Annotated in this window: 16 protein-coding genes; 9 read left to right on the top strand and 7 right to left on the bottom strand. The window is 45.6% G+C overall.

Going from position 1 to position 18113, the window contains the following annotated elements; genetic code table 11:
• Positions 1-1002 (top strand): cytochrome d ubiquinol oxidase subunit II, encoded by a 1002-nt coding sequence (gene cydB, locus U0358_RS08320; protein ID WP_322405983.1) that lies wholly within the window; start codon positions 1-3, stop codon positions 1000-1002.
• 86 nt (positions 1003-1088) lie between these two features.
• On the opposite strand, the gene U0358_RS08315 is transcribed toward cydB, so the two are convergent.
• Entirely contained in the window at positions 1089-1304 is a 216-nt protein-coding gene (locus U0358_RS08315; RefSeq protein ID WP_322405981.1) for a hypothetical protein, read from the bottom strand.
• A gap of 20 nt (positions 1305-1324) precedes the next feature.
• Positions 1325-2158 carry an acyl-CoA thioester hydrolase/BAAT C-terminal domain-containing protein gene (locus U0358_RS08310; protein WP_322405979.1) on the bottom strand — a complete coding sequence of 278 codons (834 nt, stop codon included), beginning with the start codon at positions 2156-2158 and terminating at the stop codon, positions 1325-1327.
• A 185-nt stretch (positions 2159-2343) separates the two neighbouring features.
• Here U0358_RS08310 and U0358_RS08305 point away from each other — a divergent pair, with 185 nt between their 5' ends.
• Together U0358_RS08305 and U0358_RS08300 are read left to right on the top strand one after the other, a co-directional pair.
• Positions 2344-2556 (top strand): DUF1653 domain-containing protein, encoded by a 213-nt coding sequence (locus U0358_RS08305; RefSeq protein ID WP_322405977.1) that lies wholly within the window; start codon positions 2344-2346, stop codon positions 2554-2556.
• Between the two features lie 12 nt (positions 2557-2568).
• Positions 2569-3102, top strand: coding sequence for a DUF1543 domain-containing protein (locus U0358_RS08300; protein WP_322405975.1), 534 nt, complete (start codon positions 2569-2571; stop codon positions 3100-3102).
• A 183-nt stretch (positions 3103-3285) separates the two neighbouring features.
• Here the strand turns inward: U0358_RS08300 and U0358_RS08295 are convergent, their stop codons facing one another.
• The 3 genes from U0358_RS08295 to U0358_RS08285 are packed head-to-tail and all read right to left on the bottom strand — an operon-like array spanning position 3286 to position 5442.
• Positions 3286-3603: a DUF3325 family protein gene (locus tag U0358_RS08295; protein ID WP_322405973.1), complete on the bottom strand. Its 318-nt coding sequence runs from the start codon at positions 3601-3603 to the stop codon at positions 3286-3288.
• Positions 3600-3941: a hypothetical protein gene (locus tag U0358_RS08290; protein WP_322405971.1), complete on the bottom strand. Its 342-nt coding sequence runs from the start codon at positions 3939-3941 to the stop codon at positions 3600-3602. Before U0358_RS08290 ends, U0358_RS08295 begins: the two co-directional genes overlap by 4 nt.
• On the bottom strand, positions 3928-5442 hold the full coding sequence (locus U0358_RS08285; RefSeq protein ID WP_322405969.1) for a PepSY-associated TM helix domain-containing protein: 1515 nt from the start codon (positions 5440-5442) through the stop codon (positions 3928-3930). Before U0358_RS08285 ends, U0358_RS08290 begins: the two co-directional genes overlap by 14 nt.
• A gap of 224 nt (positions 5443-5666) precedes the next feature.
• Between U0358_RS08285 and U0358_RS08280 the strand changes: the two genes are divergently transcribed.
• Positions 5667-7718 (top strand): TonB-dependent receptor, encoded by a 2052-nt coding sequence (locus U0358_RS08280; RefSeq protein WP_322405967.1) that lies wholly within the window; start codon positions 5667-5669, stop codon positions 7716-7718.
• Between the two features lie 3 nt (positions 7719-7721).
• Here U0358_RS08280 and U0358_RS08275 read toward each other — a convergent pair whose 3' ends face one another.
• The gene (locus U0358_RS08275; protein WP_322405965.1) at positions 7722-8390 is read right to left on the bottom strand and encodes a haloacid dehalogenase type II; all 669 of its coding nucleotides are present in this window, start codon (positions 8388-8390) and stop codon (positions 7722-7724) included.
• 169 nt (positions 8391-8559) lie between these two features.
• Between U0358_RS08275 and U0358_RS08270 the strand changes: the two genes are divergently transcribed.
• From U0358_RS08270 to U0358_RS08260, 3 genes are all read left to right on the top strand, one after another.
• Complete coding sequence (locus U0358_RS08270) at positions 8560-10935, top strand: TonB-dependent receptor domain-containing protein (RefSeq protein WP_322405963.1); 2376 nt, start codon at positions 8560-8562, stop codon at positions 10933-10935.
• A 270-nt stretch (positions 10936-11205) separates the two neighbouring features.
• Positions 11206-13521: a hypothetical protein gene (locus U0358_RS08265; protein ID WP_322405961.1), complete on the top strand. Its 2316-nt coding sequence runs from the start codon at positions 11206-11208 to the stop codon at positions 13519-13521.
• Positions 13521-15245, top strand: coding sequence for a toxin-antitoxin system YwqK family antitoxin (locus tag U0358_RS08260; RefSeq protein WP_322405959.1), 1725 nt, complete (start codon positions 13521-13523; stop codon positions 15243-15245). Before U0358_RS08265 ends, U0358_RS08260 begins: the two co-directional genes overlap by 1 nt.
• An 86-nt stretch (positions 15246-15331) precedes the next feature.
• Here the strand turns inward: U0358_RS08260 and U0358_RS08255 are convergent, their stop codons facing one another.
• Entirely contained in the window at positions 15332-16267 is a 936-nt protein-coding gene (locus tag U0358_RS08255; protein ID WP_322405957.1) for a D-2-hydroxyacid dehydrogenase, read from the bottom strand.
• A 206-nt stretch (positions 16268-16473) separates the two neighbouring features.
• Between U0358_RS08255 and U0358_RS08250 the strand changes: the two genes are divergently transcribed.
• Positions 16474-17517, top strand: a complete 1044-nt coding sequence (locus U0358_RS08250) for a hypothetical protein (RefSeq protein ID WP_322405955.1) — start codon at positions 16474-16476, stop codon at positions 17515-17517.
• 10 nt (positions 17518-17527) lie between these two features.
• Positions 17528-18097 carry a LemA family protein gene (locus U0358_RS08245; RefSeq protein WP_322405953.1) on the top strand — a complete coding sequence of 190 codons (570 nt, stop codon included), beginning with the start codon at positions 17528-17530 and terminating at the stop codon, positions 18095-18097.
• Positions 18098-18113 lie beyond the last annotated feature (16 nt).

Here is an 18113-nt window from a genome sequence, read left to right as displayed (position 1 = left end):
ATGGATTACGCACTGATTTGGGCCATATTAATTTCGGTCGCCGTATTTGCTTACGTCGCCCTCGATGGCTTTGACCTGGGGATAGCACTGCTGTTTCCCTGGTTCAAAAAAGAAGAAGACCGTGACGTGATGATGAACACCGTGGCGCCGGTCTGGGACGGTAACGAAACCTGGCTGGTGCTGGGCGGTGGTGGTCTGCTGGCGGTGTTCCCGCTGGCTTACTCGGTGCTGATGCCGGCGCTTTATATGCCGGTTATTGCTATGCTGCTGGGGCTTATTTTCCGCGGCGTGGCTTTTGAGTACCGCTTTAAAACCAAACGCGCCAAAGGCATCTGGGACTTATCCTTTATTACCGGCTCGCTGATAGCGGCCATGAGTCAGGGCATTATGCTGGGCGCTATGCTGCAGGGCATTCAGGTAACCGGACGGGAATACTCCGGCGGCTGGTTCGACTGGCTGACACCCTTTACTCTTTTCTGTGGCATGGCGGTGGTTATCGGCTACATGATGCTGGGTGCGACCTGGTTGGTGATGAAAACCCGCGGCGACCTGCAGCGTCAAAGCTACCGTGCCGGCTGGTACACCACGATATTGCTGGTGGCCTGCATTGCCTTTGTGAGCCTTTACTTACCTTATGTTGATATGTTTATTGCCGAGCGCTGGTTCACTTACCCGGCCTCCGTTGGCCTGTGGGCTTTGCCAATATTGCTGGCGGTGATGACCATTGGTTTACTGCGCTCGCTGCATAGAAAACAGGAAGGACGCCCCTACCTATGGGGTTTGGGCATGTTCCTGCTGGCTTACACCGGCTTCGCGGTCAGCATATTCCCGTATCTGGTACCCCGCAGCATTACCCTGTGGGAAGCCGCAGCACCGGACAACAGCCTGAAGTTTCTGTTGGTCGGTGCAATGTTCCTGCTCCCCACGATCTTCGCTTACACAGGTTATACTTATTGGGTCTTCCGGGGTAAGGTCGACCCGGACAGTGGATATCACGATTAGCAGATATAAGTTCTTTCAGGAAAACTCTTCTTAAACTCATGGGCGGCCGGAAAGCCGTCCATTATTTTAATTGCTGCCAGGGAGAGTCAAGATTGCTCATTTTTCGCTTTCTCTTTGCGCGCTTCCCACCAGTGATAAAGCGATGAAATAAGTAGTGCTATGAGAAAATCTTTAAACTCTGTACTGTGTAGAGTGAACTCACCCGCTTGAAAGGACTTGACGATGGTACCGCCCACATAGTAACCACCAATAATAACCAGCGCCAAGTATATGGTCGAAAGTATTTTATTATCTGTTTTCATATCTGCAACTCATAGCATTCTCAGTGTTTCTGAAACCATCCTCGCATGACAGCCAGTGCGGAGTCATCAATACTGTCGCCATTTTCTTTTCGTAGGCCGTGGTCAAGTTCTTCAAAGTACCGATAGCCAACGTTCTCCGTGCTACTCAGATTTTCTATCATCACCTGGGTTTTCTCTGGGTCTACTGAATCGTCCTGTCCCGATTGAACAATGAGCAGAGGTGTTTTTCCGCGTTCGATGATGTTGATTTGCTTAAGGGTAAGCATTTCTTTCCACCACTTGTAGCCATGCTGGCTTGAATTAACGGTAAAGGGCTCATTTGATGTTTTTATTTGTTCTGCAAACTCGCGAAACTCGGCAAGTACCGATGCTGTAACCTCTGCGGGTGTCGATGCTTTTATATTGTGCTCAATATCGTCCTGAAACGAATTACCGCCACCATTAAATGCGATAGTGGCGGTAATGCCGGGGAACGCTTCGCGCAGCATGACGGCAATAACGGCTCCCTCGCTGCCACCCAGAACGTAAATCGATTGATAACCTTTGTTTAGGTGTTCCAGCACCTGTTTAGCGTCACTGACCCGTTGTGAAGGTGAATCATTGTCGGTGTAGACTTGCGGGCATTCGCTGGTTTCTGGTGTCAGCCCCCATTTCTCAATGAGCAGAACATCGGCGTCGGGTCGCACTTTGGGTAAAACTTCATTAACAGAATTGTTTGTTAATGCGCTCCGGCAATCAGAACCTTGCAATATAAGCAGTAGGTTATTTGCTGGCTTTGTTCTTGAACCAAGGTGATAGGTGATTTTAGAGTCAGCTGGTGACGGGCGTTGCAGTGCCTGTGTTTCAAACGTCAATTCTGATGCAGCTATTGAATAGCCGCTGAAAATTAAAGATATAAGAGTGAGAAATAGATTAAAGCTGCGCATGAATTAAATACCGGTTAATTTTCCATTACAAAGGAGATTATCCGCTAAACGACAACTTTTGGTAACATGTTTTCAAAGTATTTTAGTAACCATAAGCATTGGAATAAACCCAAATGACCATAAAGCCGGGTATTTACAAACACTACAAAGGCGGACGTTACCGCGTTATTGATGTCGCTCGCCATAGCGAAACTGAGGAGTGGATGGTGCTTTATCAGCCCCTTTACGGTGAGCAAAAGCTTTGGGTTCGACCCTTTGATATGTTCGTGGAAACGGTCAACATAGACGGCCATAACGTGCCCCGATTCTGTTTTATTGGCAATTAGTAAGGGAAGACAATGAACGAAACCGATAACAAACTCTTTTTAGTTTATGTGGGCGGCACGGCGCCTGGAGCCAACATTGAGTTGCATGACATTCGCTTTGTAGTAGGGCAGAGCATGGAAGAGACTTATCCGGCTATTCGAAAAGGCTGGTTCGGCACGCAAAAAGGACTGCACCTGGACAGCTTTGTTCATTTGCACCATGTGGATGGCTATCGCATTCAGCTTACCTCTAAAGCGCCTGAGAAACCTGCGGAAAAACGCTTGTATTTCGTTAACTTCGGTGGTTATTTTCCGAACAAGCTGGCCGAGTATCATGACTTTACAGTAGTGGTCGCAGACTCACCGCAATCCGCAAAGCAACTGGCTCGCGCACAAGTTTCCAAAGCTGGCTTAGCGGACGCTGAGCAGATTCATAAAGACGACTTACTGGCGGTGGACGACTGCTTGTGCGTTGATTTGGTAGATAACCACTATGTGACGCTTGAGTTTGACGGTGAACAACAGCCGTTGGTACCGGACTGGAAAGGGTATCAGCCACTGCCATAAACTGTCGATATATGAAGCGAAATGATGTCCTGGTTCAGAACGCACTGGGAATAATATGTTGCGGTAGCAGGGCTATTTGCCGGTTGTGTGTTTTACTAACGCACAACCGGAACATAAAGCCTGTTTGTCACTACGCTGTCACCGTTAACAACAACCTGAAATAAGTCACCGTAGTCATCTTCTTCAAGTGTTTTGGCGGTTCCGCCTGCGGCTTTTATTAACTCCGAGACCGTGTTGCTGTTGAACCGCTAATAGCGCGGAAATAAGCAGTGAGGCGAAAGTCAGAATACCAAACCAGACCAGTATTCCGTCTACAGGGTTTGGCATTAAGCTTGTGCCGGCCAGTGCAAGACCGAGCAACATAAAGCCTACAACTTTATAGAGCCGCTCGGCACGCTGGCTTAATGGTTTCAAATGAAATAGCTTTCGGTGCCGGGCTGTGACAATACACAATAACCAAAATCCCGTAATGCTCAGAAGCCAAAGGATAATCGATATCATGATGTCACCTCTGTTGAGGTTGGCTGGTTTGAATTATGTGACTGCAGTTGCGTAAAGCCAATAGTCAGAGCAATGCCACACAGCAACAGTATGAGACTTGTTTTCAGTAACTTGCGAGTAGCAATAATCCACATAACCAGACCGCAGTAGACGCCAAAGCTCAGTAGCATCATCCACATTAAGCTTGTGGCTTTATTCCAGCCAAAAGCCCATAAAAACAGTTCAGGCGTGAAGACTGTAACAATAAGCGTAAAAATAAACCCACCGACTGTTGCTAGCAGAACTCGATAACTTACGGACAGTTTAGACGGCGCATTTGCTATTTTATCTTTCAACATTATTTTGCGTCTCCTTTGAATTCCATTTGCGAAACAGATACCAGGTAAGCCCTAAAAACGCGATTGCGGTTATAATGAAACTGATATCCATGCCAAATAAAGGCCAGTCGCGCGGGTACTGATAATTCAGAAGGTGCCGGTCGACAGTAATAAAGCTGATAAAGGGCAAGCTTAGGTAGGCAAGAGCATTAAGGAGTGCGCCGTCTCGCCAGGTTTTTTTGGCGCCGCGAAGCAGCGGATAGCAGACCATTAACAACCAGCCAAAGAAGAACCAGGCAATTTCAAGTTCAGCCCGGTTATCGGCCGCTACTGGCAGTAACCGATTACTCAGAAAGTAGGTGGCAACGGCAAGGGGAAGGCCCATAATAAAACCTGCATTTAACCCGCTTACTAAGTAATGACCGAATGACAGGTTGCCACTGGCTTGCAGTTTCTTTTTGCGTTTTTCAAACCATAAGACCAGACCGGTGGCTATCATTAAGGTGCCCATAATTCCTGAGAAGAAATACAGCCAACGCAGCTGAGTATCGGCAAAGCGACCGGCGTGTAGGCTTATCATGGTACGCCGTGTAAGCTCCGCACTATTCTCAACGCGCTGGACATGCAATTGCTCACCCGTTACGGCTGAATAAGTCAGCCTCGTATAGTCTGACATAAGCGATTGGGTACGCGCTTCGTGAAAAGTGACGGTGGCATTCGTATCTCCGGGATAATTCACTCGAACTAAACGAATGGGGTTACCCTTTATATGTTCCCGCGCTTTAAAATAAAGCTCCTGCAAGTTATTCAAATCTGCGCTTTCGCCACTAGCCTGTAGCTTAGAAGGCTGAGACTGTAAGGCGTCAAAAAACTCACTTCTGTCGCTATAGCTTAATGACACGGCCGAGGACATATACATCAGCATTAATGTCACTAAGCCGGTGTAGGTGATCATAATATGAAAAGGTAAAGCGAATACCGACGTAATAGTATGCCCGTCGAGCCAGCTGCGCGGACCTTTAGCTGGCTTAAAGGTGAAAAAGTTTTTGAAGATCTTTTTATGTATGACTACGCCGGTAATTATAGCTATCAGCATAAGCATGGCGCATAGGCCGACCAGCCAACGGGCAATATATACCGGCATATAGTGAAGATCGAAGTGAAAACGATAAAGGAAGTTGCCGCCGCGGGTTTCACGTTGCTCAATTTTTTTACCATCGCCGTCAAGAACGGCGAACTCAAAACCACGGCCATTACTGGAGTTCGGGTCACGCCAGAATACTTTCGTGGCGGTGGAGCGCTCGTCGGGCAAAGTAATAGACCAGCCTGGCGAGTCAGCGGCTTGCTCTTCAAGGTAGTCTTGTGCTTGTGCAACTGCTTTTTCGGGCGTTGCATGTTGCTTTACATCGGGAAGCATCCATTGTGTAATCTCGAACTGAAAATAGGCTAATGTTCCGGTCAGAAAAACCGCAAACAGTATCCAGCCTACAACTAATCCAGCCCACGTATGGAGCCAGGTCATACTGTCTCTGAATCGTGCTTTCATGATGGTAAAAGTGTTTTTTTAGTTTTTGTCAGAGCAGTATTAAACCATAAAATACATAGTAATGAAAATCATTATCATTTGTATTGTTACTGATTGGCTTAACTTTGTCGCCAGATTCAGTCTTTTGCTCTCAAATTTTCACCGCGAGCGCTTTCTGTAAGGTAAACTGCGAAAAATTTTGAGAAGGGATAATTCCGTCAATGAAGACTTTCAAGCTCGCGTTTCTTTCTGTGGTTGTTTCAGGTGCTTTGTTTAACTCCGCGCAGGTAGCTGCGCACGATGGTATTGAACGAATATTAGTTTCAGGGCATCAGGCGAATTTGCTGGGGCAGGCCATGTCGGCTTCTGAAGGTGTGCTGGGGCAACCTGAAATAGAAATTCGGCCTATGTTGCGCACCGGCGAGTTAATGGAACTGATTCCGGGAATGAGTGCAACTCAGCACAGTGGCAGCGGCAAAGCGAACCAGTACTTTTTACGTGGCTTCAACCTCGACCACGGCACTGATTTCGCCACTTATATTGATGGTATGCCAGTTAATATGCCAACTCATGGACACGGTCACGGCTATACCGATATTAACTTTCTGATTCCTGAGCTGATTGAACAGGTGACCTATCAGAAAGGTTCTTATCACGGCGACGTGGGTGATTTTTCCAGTGCCGGCAGCGTGGGTTTTAGTACCCAGATGAAGCGGAAAAAAGGCCTTGCAAAAGTGAGCCTGGGTGAAGACGCTTACCAGCGAGTTTTGCTGGCTGACAGTGTTGCTCAGAACAGTACTAGTACAACTTTATACGGGCTTGAGTATCAGACTTATGATGGCCCCTGGACGGATATTGACGAGGACGTTGATAAAATTAATGCGGTCGTACGTCACAGCATCCGTACTTCTGAGGGCGTGCTTACCTTTGGAGCTATGGGTTACGAGAATGAGTGGAACAGTGCTGACCAAATTCCTTCCCGGGCGGTTAGTCAGGGCATTATTGATGAGCTGGGTTCTATTGATGACGCTCTAGGCGGCAAAACTCACCGCTACAGCGTCAATGCCATTTACACAACGGCTGACTACGCGCTAACCGCCTATGTTATCGACTACGAGTTATCGTTATTCTCAAACTTTACGTATTACCTTGATGATCCTGTGCTGGGCGACCAGTTTGAGCAAGTTGATGACAGAAAAATTTACGGGGCATCAGGTAGTTGGCATCCGGACAATAATCTTACTCTGGGTTTTTCAACCCGCTACGACGATATTGGCGAAGTCGGTTTGCACAAGTCGCAACAACGGGAGCGACTGGGTACGGTAAGAAGCGACAAGGTAAAAGAATGGAGCACCGGCGTTTATGCCAGCTACGACTATCAGTGGACCAGCAGGCTGAGAACGAACCTGTCATTGCGTTATGACTACTTTGATTTTGACGTTAACTCCATAGTTGATACGAATATCTATAACGTAGCTCTTGCTCCGAACAACGGTGAAACTTCGGATGACCTCTGGTCTTTTAAAGGAAGTGCCAACTATTTATTAACTGACGACGCGGAGCTGTATTTGTCAGCGGGGCAGGGCTTTCATTCCAACGATGCACGAGGCACGGTGACAAGTGTTGACCCGAATAATGGCGACGCCGTTGATGCGGTTGATCCATTGGTCAGAACCTTTGGTTATGAAGTTGGTGTGCGCTGGCGACCTAGTGCGAAATTTAACAGTTCACTGGCACTGTGGTCATTAGAACAAGACAGCGAATTATTGTTTGTGGGAGACGCTGGTAATACAGAAGCCAGCCGTTCATCAAAACGGCAGGGCATCGAATTGGCTGCCTATTACAATTACAGTGACCAGCTAAGCTTTGATCTTGAATACGCTTATACCGATGCTGAATTTGATGACAGCAAGGTACTTGAACAGGAAATACCCGGTGCGATGGAAGACATTCTTCAACTGGGCGTGACAAAACGCTTTGATGATAACTGGTTTGCAACGGTTCGTCTGCGCTATTTGGGAGAGCGCCCCTTGGTTGAAGATAACTCAGAGCGTTCCGACAGCTCGACGGTTGTAAACTTTATGCTGGGTAAAAAGTGGAACGCATGGGCGATGAACTTACAGGTTCTTAATGTGTTTGACAGCAATGATCATGATATAGACTACTTTTATGCATCCCGGTTGCCGGGCGAGCCAGCAACCGGTGTGGAAGACTTGCATTATCACGTAATGGAGCCAAGAACCGTTCGCTTTGAACTGTCGTACGAGTTTTAAACCTTATTTTATATTTTCAATCAGCTGCGAAAGCGAGCTTACGGTAATGGTAGGCTCGATTCCCCAAGGGTCAAACTGAGCCTCTTTAGTCCGCTTTACCCAGGCGGTTTTCCAGCCAGCGGCGTTAGCCCCGATAATGTCAAAACTGTTACTGGAGATAAGCCAGGTGCTCTCGGCCTGACTGCCCGTTTTATCAAGAAAATGTTGATAGACTTCCGGGTCAGGCTTGAAGCTTTTAATGTCTCTGCAGCTTATAACGTCTTTAAAATAGCTGCTCAATTCGGCTTTCTCCAGTAACCCGGAAACGGCCTCCTGGCTGCCATTGGAAAAAGCAAAGCAACCCATACCCGATAAGCTCAACTTGCTAAGCGCCGTCCTGGCATCATCAAATGCAGGCAGACGCGTATAGGTATCAAGCAAGTCTTCTTTTTGCTCTTCATTTAAAGGCGAGCCGTATTCGTTGTTGGTAAATTCGAGGGCTTCTTTAGTGCAAACGGCAAAATCCTGATATTGCCGCATAAGTCCGCGACGAAATGAATATTCTAATTGCTTATCACGCCAACGACTCGAAAAACTCTCTGCTTTGTCTGTGCCAAGGTATGAACTTAAAGTTGAAACCACACCTTGCGCGTCGATAAGCGTGCCATAAACGTCAAAAGCCAAATTCGTCAAAACTACACTCCAGCTACTTAAAATACAGGTTCTTCTTCTACGAAAAAAACGATGATTTAGCTCGCTACTTGTTTTGCTAATACGAATTATTGTTATTTGTATTTACATTTGTAAATAGCATGGGTAGCATACGCAACCGCTTAACTCACAAAATTAAGGATAAACAGAAATGGACAAACTTGTACCCAGCTCACTGGCAATACTTATTGCATCGGCTCTAGGAAGTAGTGTCTTAGCAGACGAATACACGGTTCCTGACGATATTGAGCGTATTGTCGTAACAGCCGCTGGATTTGAGCAGAAAATTACCGAAGCACCTGCAAGTATTTCTGTTATCTCAAATGAAGAAATACGCTCGCGCTCGTTCACTTCATTGCTCGATGCGGTGAAGTATCAGGAAGGTATCGACATAGGAACCAGCCGCGACAAAACCGGCCAGGGCAGTATCAGCATGCGCGGTTTAACCGGCGACTACACCTTAATTCTGGTGGACGGTATACGACAAAACAATCATGGTGATATTTATCCGAATAATTTCGGTGGCAATGCCTTTAACCATATTCCTCCACTGGAAACCATTGACCGAATTGAAGTTATCCGTGGTCCGGCTTCCACCTTATATGGCGCCGATGCGCTTGGTGGTGTCATTAACGTCATTACTAAAAAACACACGGAAGACTGGTCAGGTGCTGTAACCTTCGGGCGTAGCATGCAAACTAACGAAAACTTTGGTGATGATTTTACAACGGATTTCAGTGCCACAGGTCCGTTAATTAAGAATGTTTTAAGTCTGGGAGTCCGTGGAAGCCTGTATGACCAGCAAGCGTCTTCGCCAGAATTTGAGCCGGCAGTTGACCCAAATGGCACGGTACATGTTCGTCAGCTGGGTTTTGGCAGTGGCGGGCGTACTGTTGACAACAAAGACGAGCACTATGGGTTTTCATTGTCATACACGCCAGCAAAGAACCATCACATAAAGTTCGATTACGATGACTCACATCAGTCTTACGACAACACGCCTTCTTATGATGTAGAAAACGACACCATTACCTACCCCTTGGGCACAAAAGACAGTATTGAGTCTCTTTGGCAGACGCGTGGGGGAAATGTAAACCCTCGTGCAGGCTACGCGGCGGATCAGACTTTTGATCGAACCTGGTGGTCATTAGCACATGATGCTGACTGGTCGTTTGGTACCAGCATGATTTCTTTATCCTATGTAGACACACAAAATAATGGCAGAACCTTGCCGTTAAGCGTGGATGAGCGTTTATTGCTGCAGGAAATGTACGATGGCACGGGTGAATATGCTGGTTTGGACGAAGATGAGCGACGCTCAATTGCGGAGGAAACTTTTTTACCAAGACCTGCTCGCCAACTAGACAGCAGTCAATATACCGTTGATGCACGACTGGACATTCCTGTTTCAGGCTTTGCGGGGCATCATAACCTGGTTATTGGTGGTCAGCTTATTGATGGCGAACTGGAAGACGGTGTATTTGGTTTAGAGGAGGGAAATGCTGGCGCCATTCAAGAACAGAAAATGTACTCCCTGTTTGTGGAAGATAACTGGATGCCAATTGCCGACTTCACGTTGACCGGCGGTGTTCGTTACGACGACCATGATGTTTTTGGCAGCCAGGTATCGCCGCGTCTATACGCAGTTTATAACCTGAGCCCTGCATGGACGCTCAAAGGTGGCGTTAGCACCGGTTATAAAACGCCAAAAACTACCGACTTGTATGATGGTATCGTTGGGTTCGGTGGACAGGGAACTATGCCTTTTGCCGGTAACCCGGAGCTGGAGCCTGAAACCAGCATAAATTCTGAAATTGCACTTTACTGGAACTCAGACAACGGTGACCATAACTTTAACATCACTTACTTTAATACGCGCTTCGAGGATAAAATTGCTTATGGTGATGCAGTCGTTAGTTGTGAAAAAACTGGTGGTGAGCGTCCCTGCGTCAACTTAGGTGAATATAACAAACTGGGCTATGACACCTGGTATCAGCGTATCAATATTGACGAAGTGGATGTACAGGGCGTTGAAGTGGCTGGTCACTATACTATTAATGAGACGTGGTCAGTACGAGGTAACTACACTTGGACCGACAGCGAGCAGAAAAGCGGTAGCCAGATTGGTCAGCCTTTAACGAATACAGCTGAGCACATGGCCAATGTATGGCTGAACTGGAGCGCTTCAGATAACCTTGCCATCTATTTACAGGGGGAGTTCCGCTCAGATCGTTACCGCGGTTATGACAGTGTTACCGATAAACAACTGTACTTCGAAAACTACAGCTTGTTTAACCTGGGTGCTAACTACAAGTTAACCGAGTCGGTAGATTTGAATCTGCGCATCAATAATTTATTTGACCGAGATTTCACAACCTACTCAACAACTTATACGGACCTTAACGGTGATGGTGAATTTGAGTATGTCACCGGACGAGGCGCCGTTAGCGAAGTTGTTTTCACGGATGATTACAATGTGAAAGATAAAGCCAGAAACTTCTGGTTTGGTGTTACCGTTAGCTTCTAAGTTACCAACAGGTAAGGCCTTATTACTCAGAGCCTTACCTGTTTTTCTGCGGCTTTCACCGGCATTCATGTCGATAATCACGTTCTGGTACCCGCTGGAAGCATCACATCGTTTAAATTGAAAGCCACAGTCAGGAAAATTCTGTTACGTGCGATATTGAGTTATCAGTGTAAAGAACTTGTTAAGGTGCAAGGGCTGTGTTGAGCCAGGATTTAATACTGCTTATCATATGACTTTATTCATATTTGTTTATAAATTTTAAGGAAGCTTATGTTAGGGCGCCTATCATTCGTGGCTTTTTCGGCTCTGCTCGTTGTCGCTTGTTCAGAAAGTGGTCCTCCAACGACCTTATCCTTTAAACCGGAGGACGGTGAACAGCGGCGTTACCAACTGTACTCAGATACCAATATCAAAGTTGAGAGCAGTTACGGTAAACGTTCAGAAAGACTCAAAACTATGATGTTACTGGACTATGAAGTGTCCGATAAATCCGATGTCTACAGCATAAGCATGAAGCCTCAGTTTATGCGAATGGAATTTCCGCAAGGAGATTTTACGAGCTTTGAAGATGATAATCGCGGAAGTTCTGGTGATAGCATTCGGAAAATGATGGATGCCGGATTCACGGTTGATATTGATAAAGACACTAGCGCAATGGTGGATTTTATCATTCATGAGGAGCCGGAAAACTTTGGTAAGCAGGGGTTGGATCCTTTACAAGAAATATTAAACGACGAGTTCGGACGTCCGGGGTTTATTACTGGCTTAAAAGTTGAAAAAGGCGCGACGCAGTTAGTTGAATTAAAAAGTCCTTTACCTGAAATGACCTTTAAGGTTGAAGATTTTACCAACAGCACTGTGACACTGTCTGCTACTGGTGACAATAATGAAGCGCGTGTTTTTGGTTATGTCATTTTAGATCGCGCGACCGGCTGGACTGAGCGCTTAACCATGATTATGGATATGCCGCTTCCCGAAGAATTGCCTGTATCCAACGGCTCAATGCGAATGGTAACTTCGATGTTTCCGGAAGACTGGTTGTACGGCCAGGATCTCGAGCACCTGCGTTACTTAGAACCTTTTGAAATAGACAATACAGATTTTAGTGAATTGAACCCAAATGATAGAGCCAGTGATGCTGAGGTGTTTGCGAATAATGCCGGGCAGTTAGAGTTATATAGCGGCCGGGTTTCTATGAGATATATTCACCCGGGGGTGAGTTTTGAACAAATGGGGTCAATGTCGATTAAAGTGAAAGAGCTTACAGCCAAGGATCATGACGGTAATCCGCTGGATATTGACTTGTACGAAAGCGCTATTTTCACCTACGCGGATATCAATAATGAGAAAACAGAGACGACAATACACGCGCTTCCTCTGGGGTGGACAGATGTCGTTGACAACCTTGGGCAAATGACATCAATAGAAGCGACTCTGGAACGCTACGAGACAAGTTATGAAATTGTTGACTTCCCGATAGGAAAAGAAGGCTCGAGCATTAATATGGAGGGGGCTGAAGCTATCTTGGTACCGACCGAAGACGATAACGTTTTCGAATTAACATTAACGTCAACTAACGATGCTTACTTCGATAGTCAGGTAAATGGCGTTAGTGGTGCTGTATTGTCAACTTTTTCAAAAGATGAAAGCTCTCCGCAGTGGGTTTCCGATGCTGAAAGCCGGGCTTTGGCTATTACGAGAAGCGGCCGTTACTCAGTGAAGATGCAACTGACCTTTGAGAATGAGCTGCCTGAAACAATTGAGCTTAAATTTAACCATGTTACAGACAATAAAATTTCTGAGAAGAAAGTTATTTTTTATGATGAAGAAACGCTCCGAAGTGATACGACGATAGCGCCGGTTGATACCGTTCCTTTGTTCAAATCCGATGAGATGGAATTTTCGATTAACGATCAGGAGCTTAAATTCTCTATGTCTGCGCTGGATGAATTAGAGCCCACCAGTTTTGACCGCCCCCAGTTGTATTTAACTTTAAGTCCAGAACAGGCGGCTGTTTGTAAACTGAACGCAAAAGCCCGGAGTGAGGGCAATAAAAGTGAGTTGGTGATGAGAGAAAACGCTGATCCCAACAGACGTAATGTTGTTTCGCATTTAAAAATGCCGAAAAAAGTGGTCTATCAATTAATGACAGACGACGGTGTACAGCGTTTTATCTATGATACTGACATTGCCTTAAAACTTCGTTGTGACGGCCAGCCGGAATGGCAGTCAGTCGATATCGCTTTAGGTGAAAAAAGCTGGATGATTCCGGTTGAATCTTTGCTGGGTGAAGATTGGGAAGAACAGCATGCAGAAGTGGCTATGAGTGAATTCTTAAGAAAGTATCGTTTTTTGAACGTCAACGGGAAGGCGTTAGCCGTCCTGCCACAGAACGATGAAGGCTATTCTGTCGACTACTTGAATACAGAGTTTAGCGACTTTGTGTCCGATGATGGTTTTTTACGTATTGGTGGGCGAGTAGAGAAAGTTGAGCAACTTATTGCTAAAGGTGCTCCGGTAAAAAAAGAATGGATTCACCAACTGCCCCCTATGCCTGATTTTGAATCTTTGCAGGAGGCTAACTAATGACTTTCAGTAAAGTACTTTTTGCCATAGCTTCCAGTTTCATCGTGTCTAATGCCTTTGCATTTTCTGCTGAGCAAAGTGGTCGGGATAACGAAGCGCCAAAAACAGTGGCTGAAGCCGAGAGACAAATAAAATGGCTGGACGATGAATTACAACCTACCGATGACAGAAGTGAAGCCAGGTATTTATTAGATAAAGTCGAAAAGACAGACGATGGTTTTCGTCTTTTTATTAACTACGTTGATGGCGGCCCCTATTATGAATCCGGTGCTGATTCCCTTAATTTTGCTGAGGCGATAGCGATCGGACCGTATAAAACCTACTTTGAATCTGGTGGTTTAAGGTCAGAAGGTTATCGGGATACGAGCGGTGAGCAGCAAGGTAAAGCCACTGTTTATGCGGAAAACGGCAGTAAAATACGAGAGATGACCTATAAAGACGGTGAGCTCAATGGACCTTATAGAAATTATGCATCGACTGGTTATTTGCTGACCGAGCAAACCATGAAAGATGGTGAACGTAATGGTTTAAAACGCCATTATTATGAAAATGGTCAGGTTAAGTATGAAGCGGAATACAAAGATGATGTGCAACAGGGAATAGGGAAACGCTGGGATTCCGACGGCAACCTGGTCAAGAAGTCGTCTTATGTCGATGGTGTGCTTAATGGTTTATCGACTGACTACTTTGAAAATGGCTCAGTTAAACGAACACAAGAATATAAAAACCGTAAACGGATAGGTGAAACTAAGCTGTATTACGAAAATGGTGAGTTAAGGCACTATGAAGAGCGCAACGACGATGGAAAACTGCTTACGTCCCGCAGTTATGATGAAAATGGTCAGTTAACCCGCTCACGGGAACATATTGAAACCTCAGAGCACGGTCTTGTTGATGAGCGTAAGCGGTACAATGATTCTGGACAATTAACCCGGTTAAGCCGCCAGGCGGTTGATAACAGCTGGCGGTTAAATGAGAGTTATGACGAAGATGGAAACGTGAGAGACCGTCGGGAGTTTAAAGGATACGATTTGCATGGCCTTTATATTTCCAGATATGGGAATGGTCTGGAAAAAGTTTGTTTCGTTGAAGGTAAGCGACATGGACCCTATACAATAACCGATAAAGAGGGAAAGGTTACGACCTCCGGTGAATACGATCACGGAAAGAAAGTTGGTGAGTGGGTTTCAGAAGATAGTTACGGTGTGATAAACGAGCATTACGACGACGAGGGTCAGCTTGATGGTGTCCGTGAAGTTTATGGTGAAAATGGTGATTTGCGTTTACGCGAGCACTATAAAGATGACTTGTTAGATGGGACTTACCAGGAATACGCCGACGGTGAAATCGTTGTCGAAGGCGAGTATGTCGAGGGTAAACGCGAAGGAGAGTGGCAAGTTGCCCTCGGCTATGCGCCTTATGAAATATCCCGGGGAAGCTATGAAAACGGCGTTAAAGTAGGGGAGTGGCGTACTTATTCTCCACAAGGCTACTTGCGTGGTATTGAGTCATTCGACAATGAGGGCTACCTGGACGGTATTGTTGTCAACTTCACTGACCAAGGCGCATTATACAATATCAGCGAGTATAAAAGAGACCGGCGACATGGAAAAAGCTGGTCTTATACAGAATCGGGGCAGCCGTTTTCAATCTCGGTTTACGACGATGGCAGGTTGAAAGAGGAGCGCTTTGAGGATGAATTTGAACTGAGTGAATTCCCTTAATCGGACACTCATTAACCCTGACTAATGCGTGTTGGCAGAGTGGAAGCGGCTGCCAACACGTTAATATTTAAAAGTTAAACCTAATGTTAGTTATTTCCCTGAACACTCTGAATATTTTCGGCAGTAAGCTTCACAATACGCTGCCGCGCTTCAGGTGATGTCCAGGCGTTGTGAGGCGTGACAATCAGGTTTAATCCCTCGTCCATCGCATCCAGCAAGGGGTTACCATCTTTTGGTGGTTCCTGAGGCAGAACATCAGCGGCAACACCACCAATTTCTCCCATTCGTAGCGCCTCGGTAACATCCTGCTCATTGATAACACCACCTCGGGCATTATTAATTATGAGTGCGTCTTTTTTACAAAGTTTGAGGTTATCTGCGTTAAGTGAGTTTTTGGTGTCATCTGTTAACGGACAATGAAAAGAGATAACGTCAGCCGAAGGTAGTAGCTCATTTAGCGTTGACCGCGGGTCATCTTTCTTTCCGGGGCGTGCTGAGAACTCAACCTTCATACCCAAAGCTTCCGCCTGAGTTTTCACTTCCTGGCCGAGCTCGCCAGAACCGACAATAACTAACTTTTTGCCGGCCAGTTGAATAATGGATGGGTCTAACAGGCAAAACATGGACGAATGCTGCCAGTCGCCGGCTGCAACACGTTTTTGCATAACGGGTTGCTTAGTGGCCAGCGAAAGCATCATCATCAAAGTGTGTTGAACCACGCTTTCTGTACCGTAAGCTTCAACATTTTTAACCGGAATATTCAGTTTTTTTGCTGCAGCCAAGTCAATATTGTTCATTCCGGTGGCTAACACGCAAATTAGCTTTAACTGCCCAGCCGACTCAATGGTCTGTTCATTAATGACGACTTTATTCGTTATAACAATTTCAGCATCGCTAATCCGCTCATTAACCTGCTCGGCCGTTGTTGAATCATATAAAACCAGCTCGTCGACGGACTTTTCGATGGCGGAAAGATCAATACCCTTGCCCAGGGTTTCTGCATCGAGTATGACAGCTTTCATTAATTACCCCTTAATGGCGTCTTTATTTGCACAGGAGTAAGCATCTTACCAGAAATTATAAAAACACATTTAGTTAGGATGAACTTCGTCTTTTAGTACCATTTAGAGTCATAAAATCAGTTCGTTATGGGAATAGTTTTACAAATATTGACTGGTATCGAAAAGACCGAAGCATTAAACTGGCTACTTATTTTTAACTAATTTTTATGTTGATTGCCGTGTTCTATCAGAAAAACAACAAAGCCCTTATTGAATTGCTAAAGCACACTGAAACGCAGGCGCTTAACAGTCGCACCAGAGAAAATCTCGACGCGGTTATTGATGACCTGAAAGCCTTTTCCGGAAGCTACCAGTTTAATATGAAAGCTTACTGGATAGCCTTTACTGTTCTTCTGTTGGCAACCGCCGCATTAACATACTGGGGCTGGTCTCAGTGGCAACGTTTTCAGCAAAGTACCTGGATTATTCTGGCTGTAGGTAGTGTTTTAACTTTGGTTGCCGGAATTACCGCTTTTTACCCGGGCAGGCTTATGGCCAAAGCGTCGCATGCTTTACTGCAACGTGATGGTTTACTGGATAATGACTTGTCGCCTGCTGTATTCGAGAGCAGAACCGCGTCAAATGAATTCCAGCAGCGCTTCAGTGACTTTAATCGGGGGAATTACAAACGTGAAATTCACGCGCTTTACGATGGAAGCTACAGCGGCAGTGAGTACTCTTTTAAGTACCAGTATTACCACTTTCATTATGTTGACGAACGTATCGTTACAGAGACATACACTGACAGTAGAGGCAATGTAAAAACCCGCAAAAAGAAAGTGTACGATCATTATGATCGTTACGGGCTTATTTTGCCTTTCGGCTTGTTACGCAATGTTGCTGTTGTAGGTTTTGGCCTTCCTGGGGCAGGAAAAGCCACCTATAAGCCAGCCTCCAACCGGTTTAACAAAGAGTTTAAAGTGGTAGCCGCCAGTGAATTAGAAGCTGCAAAAGCGATGAAACCAACCGTGGTTATCGCTTTTGAAGAGTTTTCTGAAGTACTATCGCAAATGAACTTCGAGGTGAATGACGCCGGTGATTTGTGTCTTTCGCTTGCAGACAAAGACCTTATTGCAACAACTAAAGACGCCAAGATATGCGACTATGAAACCTTTATTGAGGCCTTAGAAGGCGAACAGGAATTTGCAAAGTTAAAGGCATCGCTTGATTTTATCCACTATGTAATGACCAAACTGGACAGTAACTTTTAGGAGTAAAACAATGACAGGAACATGGATAGCTATTGGCATAGCCGCTGTTTTAGTAATAGCCATTATTGCTATTTATAACGCTATTATTAGCCGTGCAAACGCAGTTGAAAGAGCATGGGCTAACGTTATTACACAAGAGCGTCAGAAAAATAAAATTATTCCGCACTTAGAAGATGTCGTGAAAGACTATAAAGAGTTCGAGCAGGGCACTCTGACTAAAGTGACCGAACTGCGCAGCGCTCTGCAGGGTCTGGATAGTGGTAAGGTCGATACGGCAAAACTTGAGCAGGCGGAAGCCAGAACTGGTGAGCTGCTTAAAAGCCTTAACGTTACCGTCGAGAACTACCCGGAACTGAAGGCTTCAGAAACTTATCAGAAATTGATGAGAGAAATTACCGACCAGCAGGAAAACATTGGTGCGGCAATTCGCATCTTTAATCAGAACGTAGAAGACTTTAACAACGGTATTGAAGTGTTTCCAAATTCATTGGTTAACGCCATGCTGAACCATAAAGAGAAAATAAAAACCTTCTCTGACTCTCAGGCTGAGGAAGGTTTTGAGTATAAGCCGAATATTTAATACTCTTGCTTCCCCC

The sequence above is a fragment of the Idiomarina sp. PL1-037 genome, from assembly GCF_034422975.1.
GTDB lineage: Bacteria > Pseudomonadota > Gammaproteobacteria > Enterobacterales > Alteromonadaceae > Idiomarina.
Note: the sequence above shows the minus strand (reverse complement) of the source record. Positions and strands in the feature narration are given on the sequence as shown.

What these genes read in the sequence shown, in the direction of transcription:
- U0358_RS08300 (WP_322405975.1), top strand. Translation starts at nt 2,569, where the DNA reads ATGAACGAAACCGATAACAAACTCTTTTTAGTTTATGTGGGCGGCACG.
- U0358_RS08270 (WP_322405963.1), top strand. Translation starts at nt 8,560, where the DNA reads ATGGACAAACTTGTACCCAGCTCACTGGCAATACTTATTGCATCGGCT.
- U0358_RS08255 (WP_322405957.1), bottom strand. Translation starts at nt 16,267, where the DNA reads ATGAAAGCTGTCATACTCGATGCAGAAACCCTGGGCAAGGGTATTGAT.
- U0358_RS08305 (WP_322405977.1), top strand. Translation starts at nt 2,344, where the DNA reads ATGACCATAAAGCCGGGTATTTACAAACACTACAAAGGCGGACGTTAC.
- U0358_RS08265 (WP_322405961.1), top strand. Translation starts at nt 11,206, where the DNA reads ATGTTAGGGCGCCTATCATTCGTGGCTTTTTCGGCTCTGCTCGTTGTC.
- U0358_RS08245 (WP_322405953.1), top strand. Translation starts at nt 17,528, where the DNA reads ATGACAGGAACATGGATAGCTATTGGCATAGCCGCTGTTTTAGTAATA.
- U0358_RS08295 (WP_322405973.1), bottom strand. Translation starts at nt 3,603, where the DNA reads ATGATATCGATTATCCTTTGGCTTCTGAGCATTACGGGATTTTGGTTA.
- U0358_RS08290 (WP_322405971.1), bottom strand. Translation starts at nt 3,941, where the DNA reads ATGTTGAAAGATAAAATAGCAAATGCGCCGTCTAAACTGTCCGTAAGT.
- U0358_RS08285 (WP_322405969.1), bottom strand. Translation starts at nt 5,442, where the DNA reads ATGACCTGGCTCCATACGTGGGCTGGATTAGTTGTAGGCTGGATACTG.
- U0358_RS08280 (WP_322405967.1), top strand. Translation starts at nt 5,667, where the DNA reads ATGAAGACTTTCAAGCTCGCGTTTCTTTCTGTGGTTGTTTCAGGTGCT.
- U0358_RS08315 (WP_322405981.1), bottom strand. Translation starts at nt 1,304, where the DNA reads ATGAAAACAGATAATAAAATACTTTCGACCATATACTTGGCGCTGGTT.
- U0358_RS08250 (WP_322405955.1), top strand. Translation starts at nt 16,474, where the DNA reads ATGTTGATTGCCGTGTTCTATCAGAAAAACAACAAAGCCCTTATTGAA.
- cydB (WP_322405983.1), top strand. Translation starts at nt 1, where the DNA reads ATGGATTACGCACTGATTTGGGCCATATTAATTTCGGTCGCCGTATTT.
- U0358_RS08260 (WP_322405959.1), top strand. Translation starts at nt 13,521, where the DNA reads ATGACTTTCAGTAAAGTACTTTTTGCCATAGCTTCCAGTTTCATCGTG.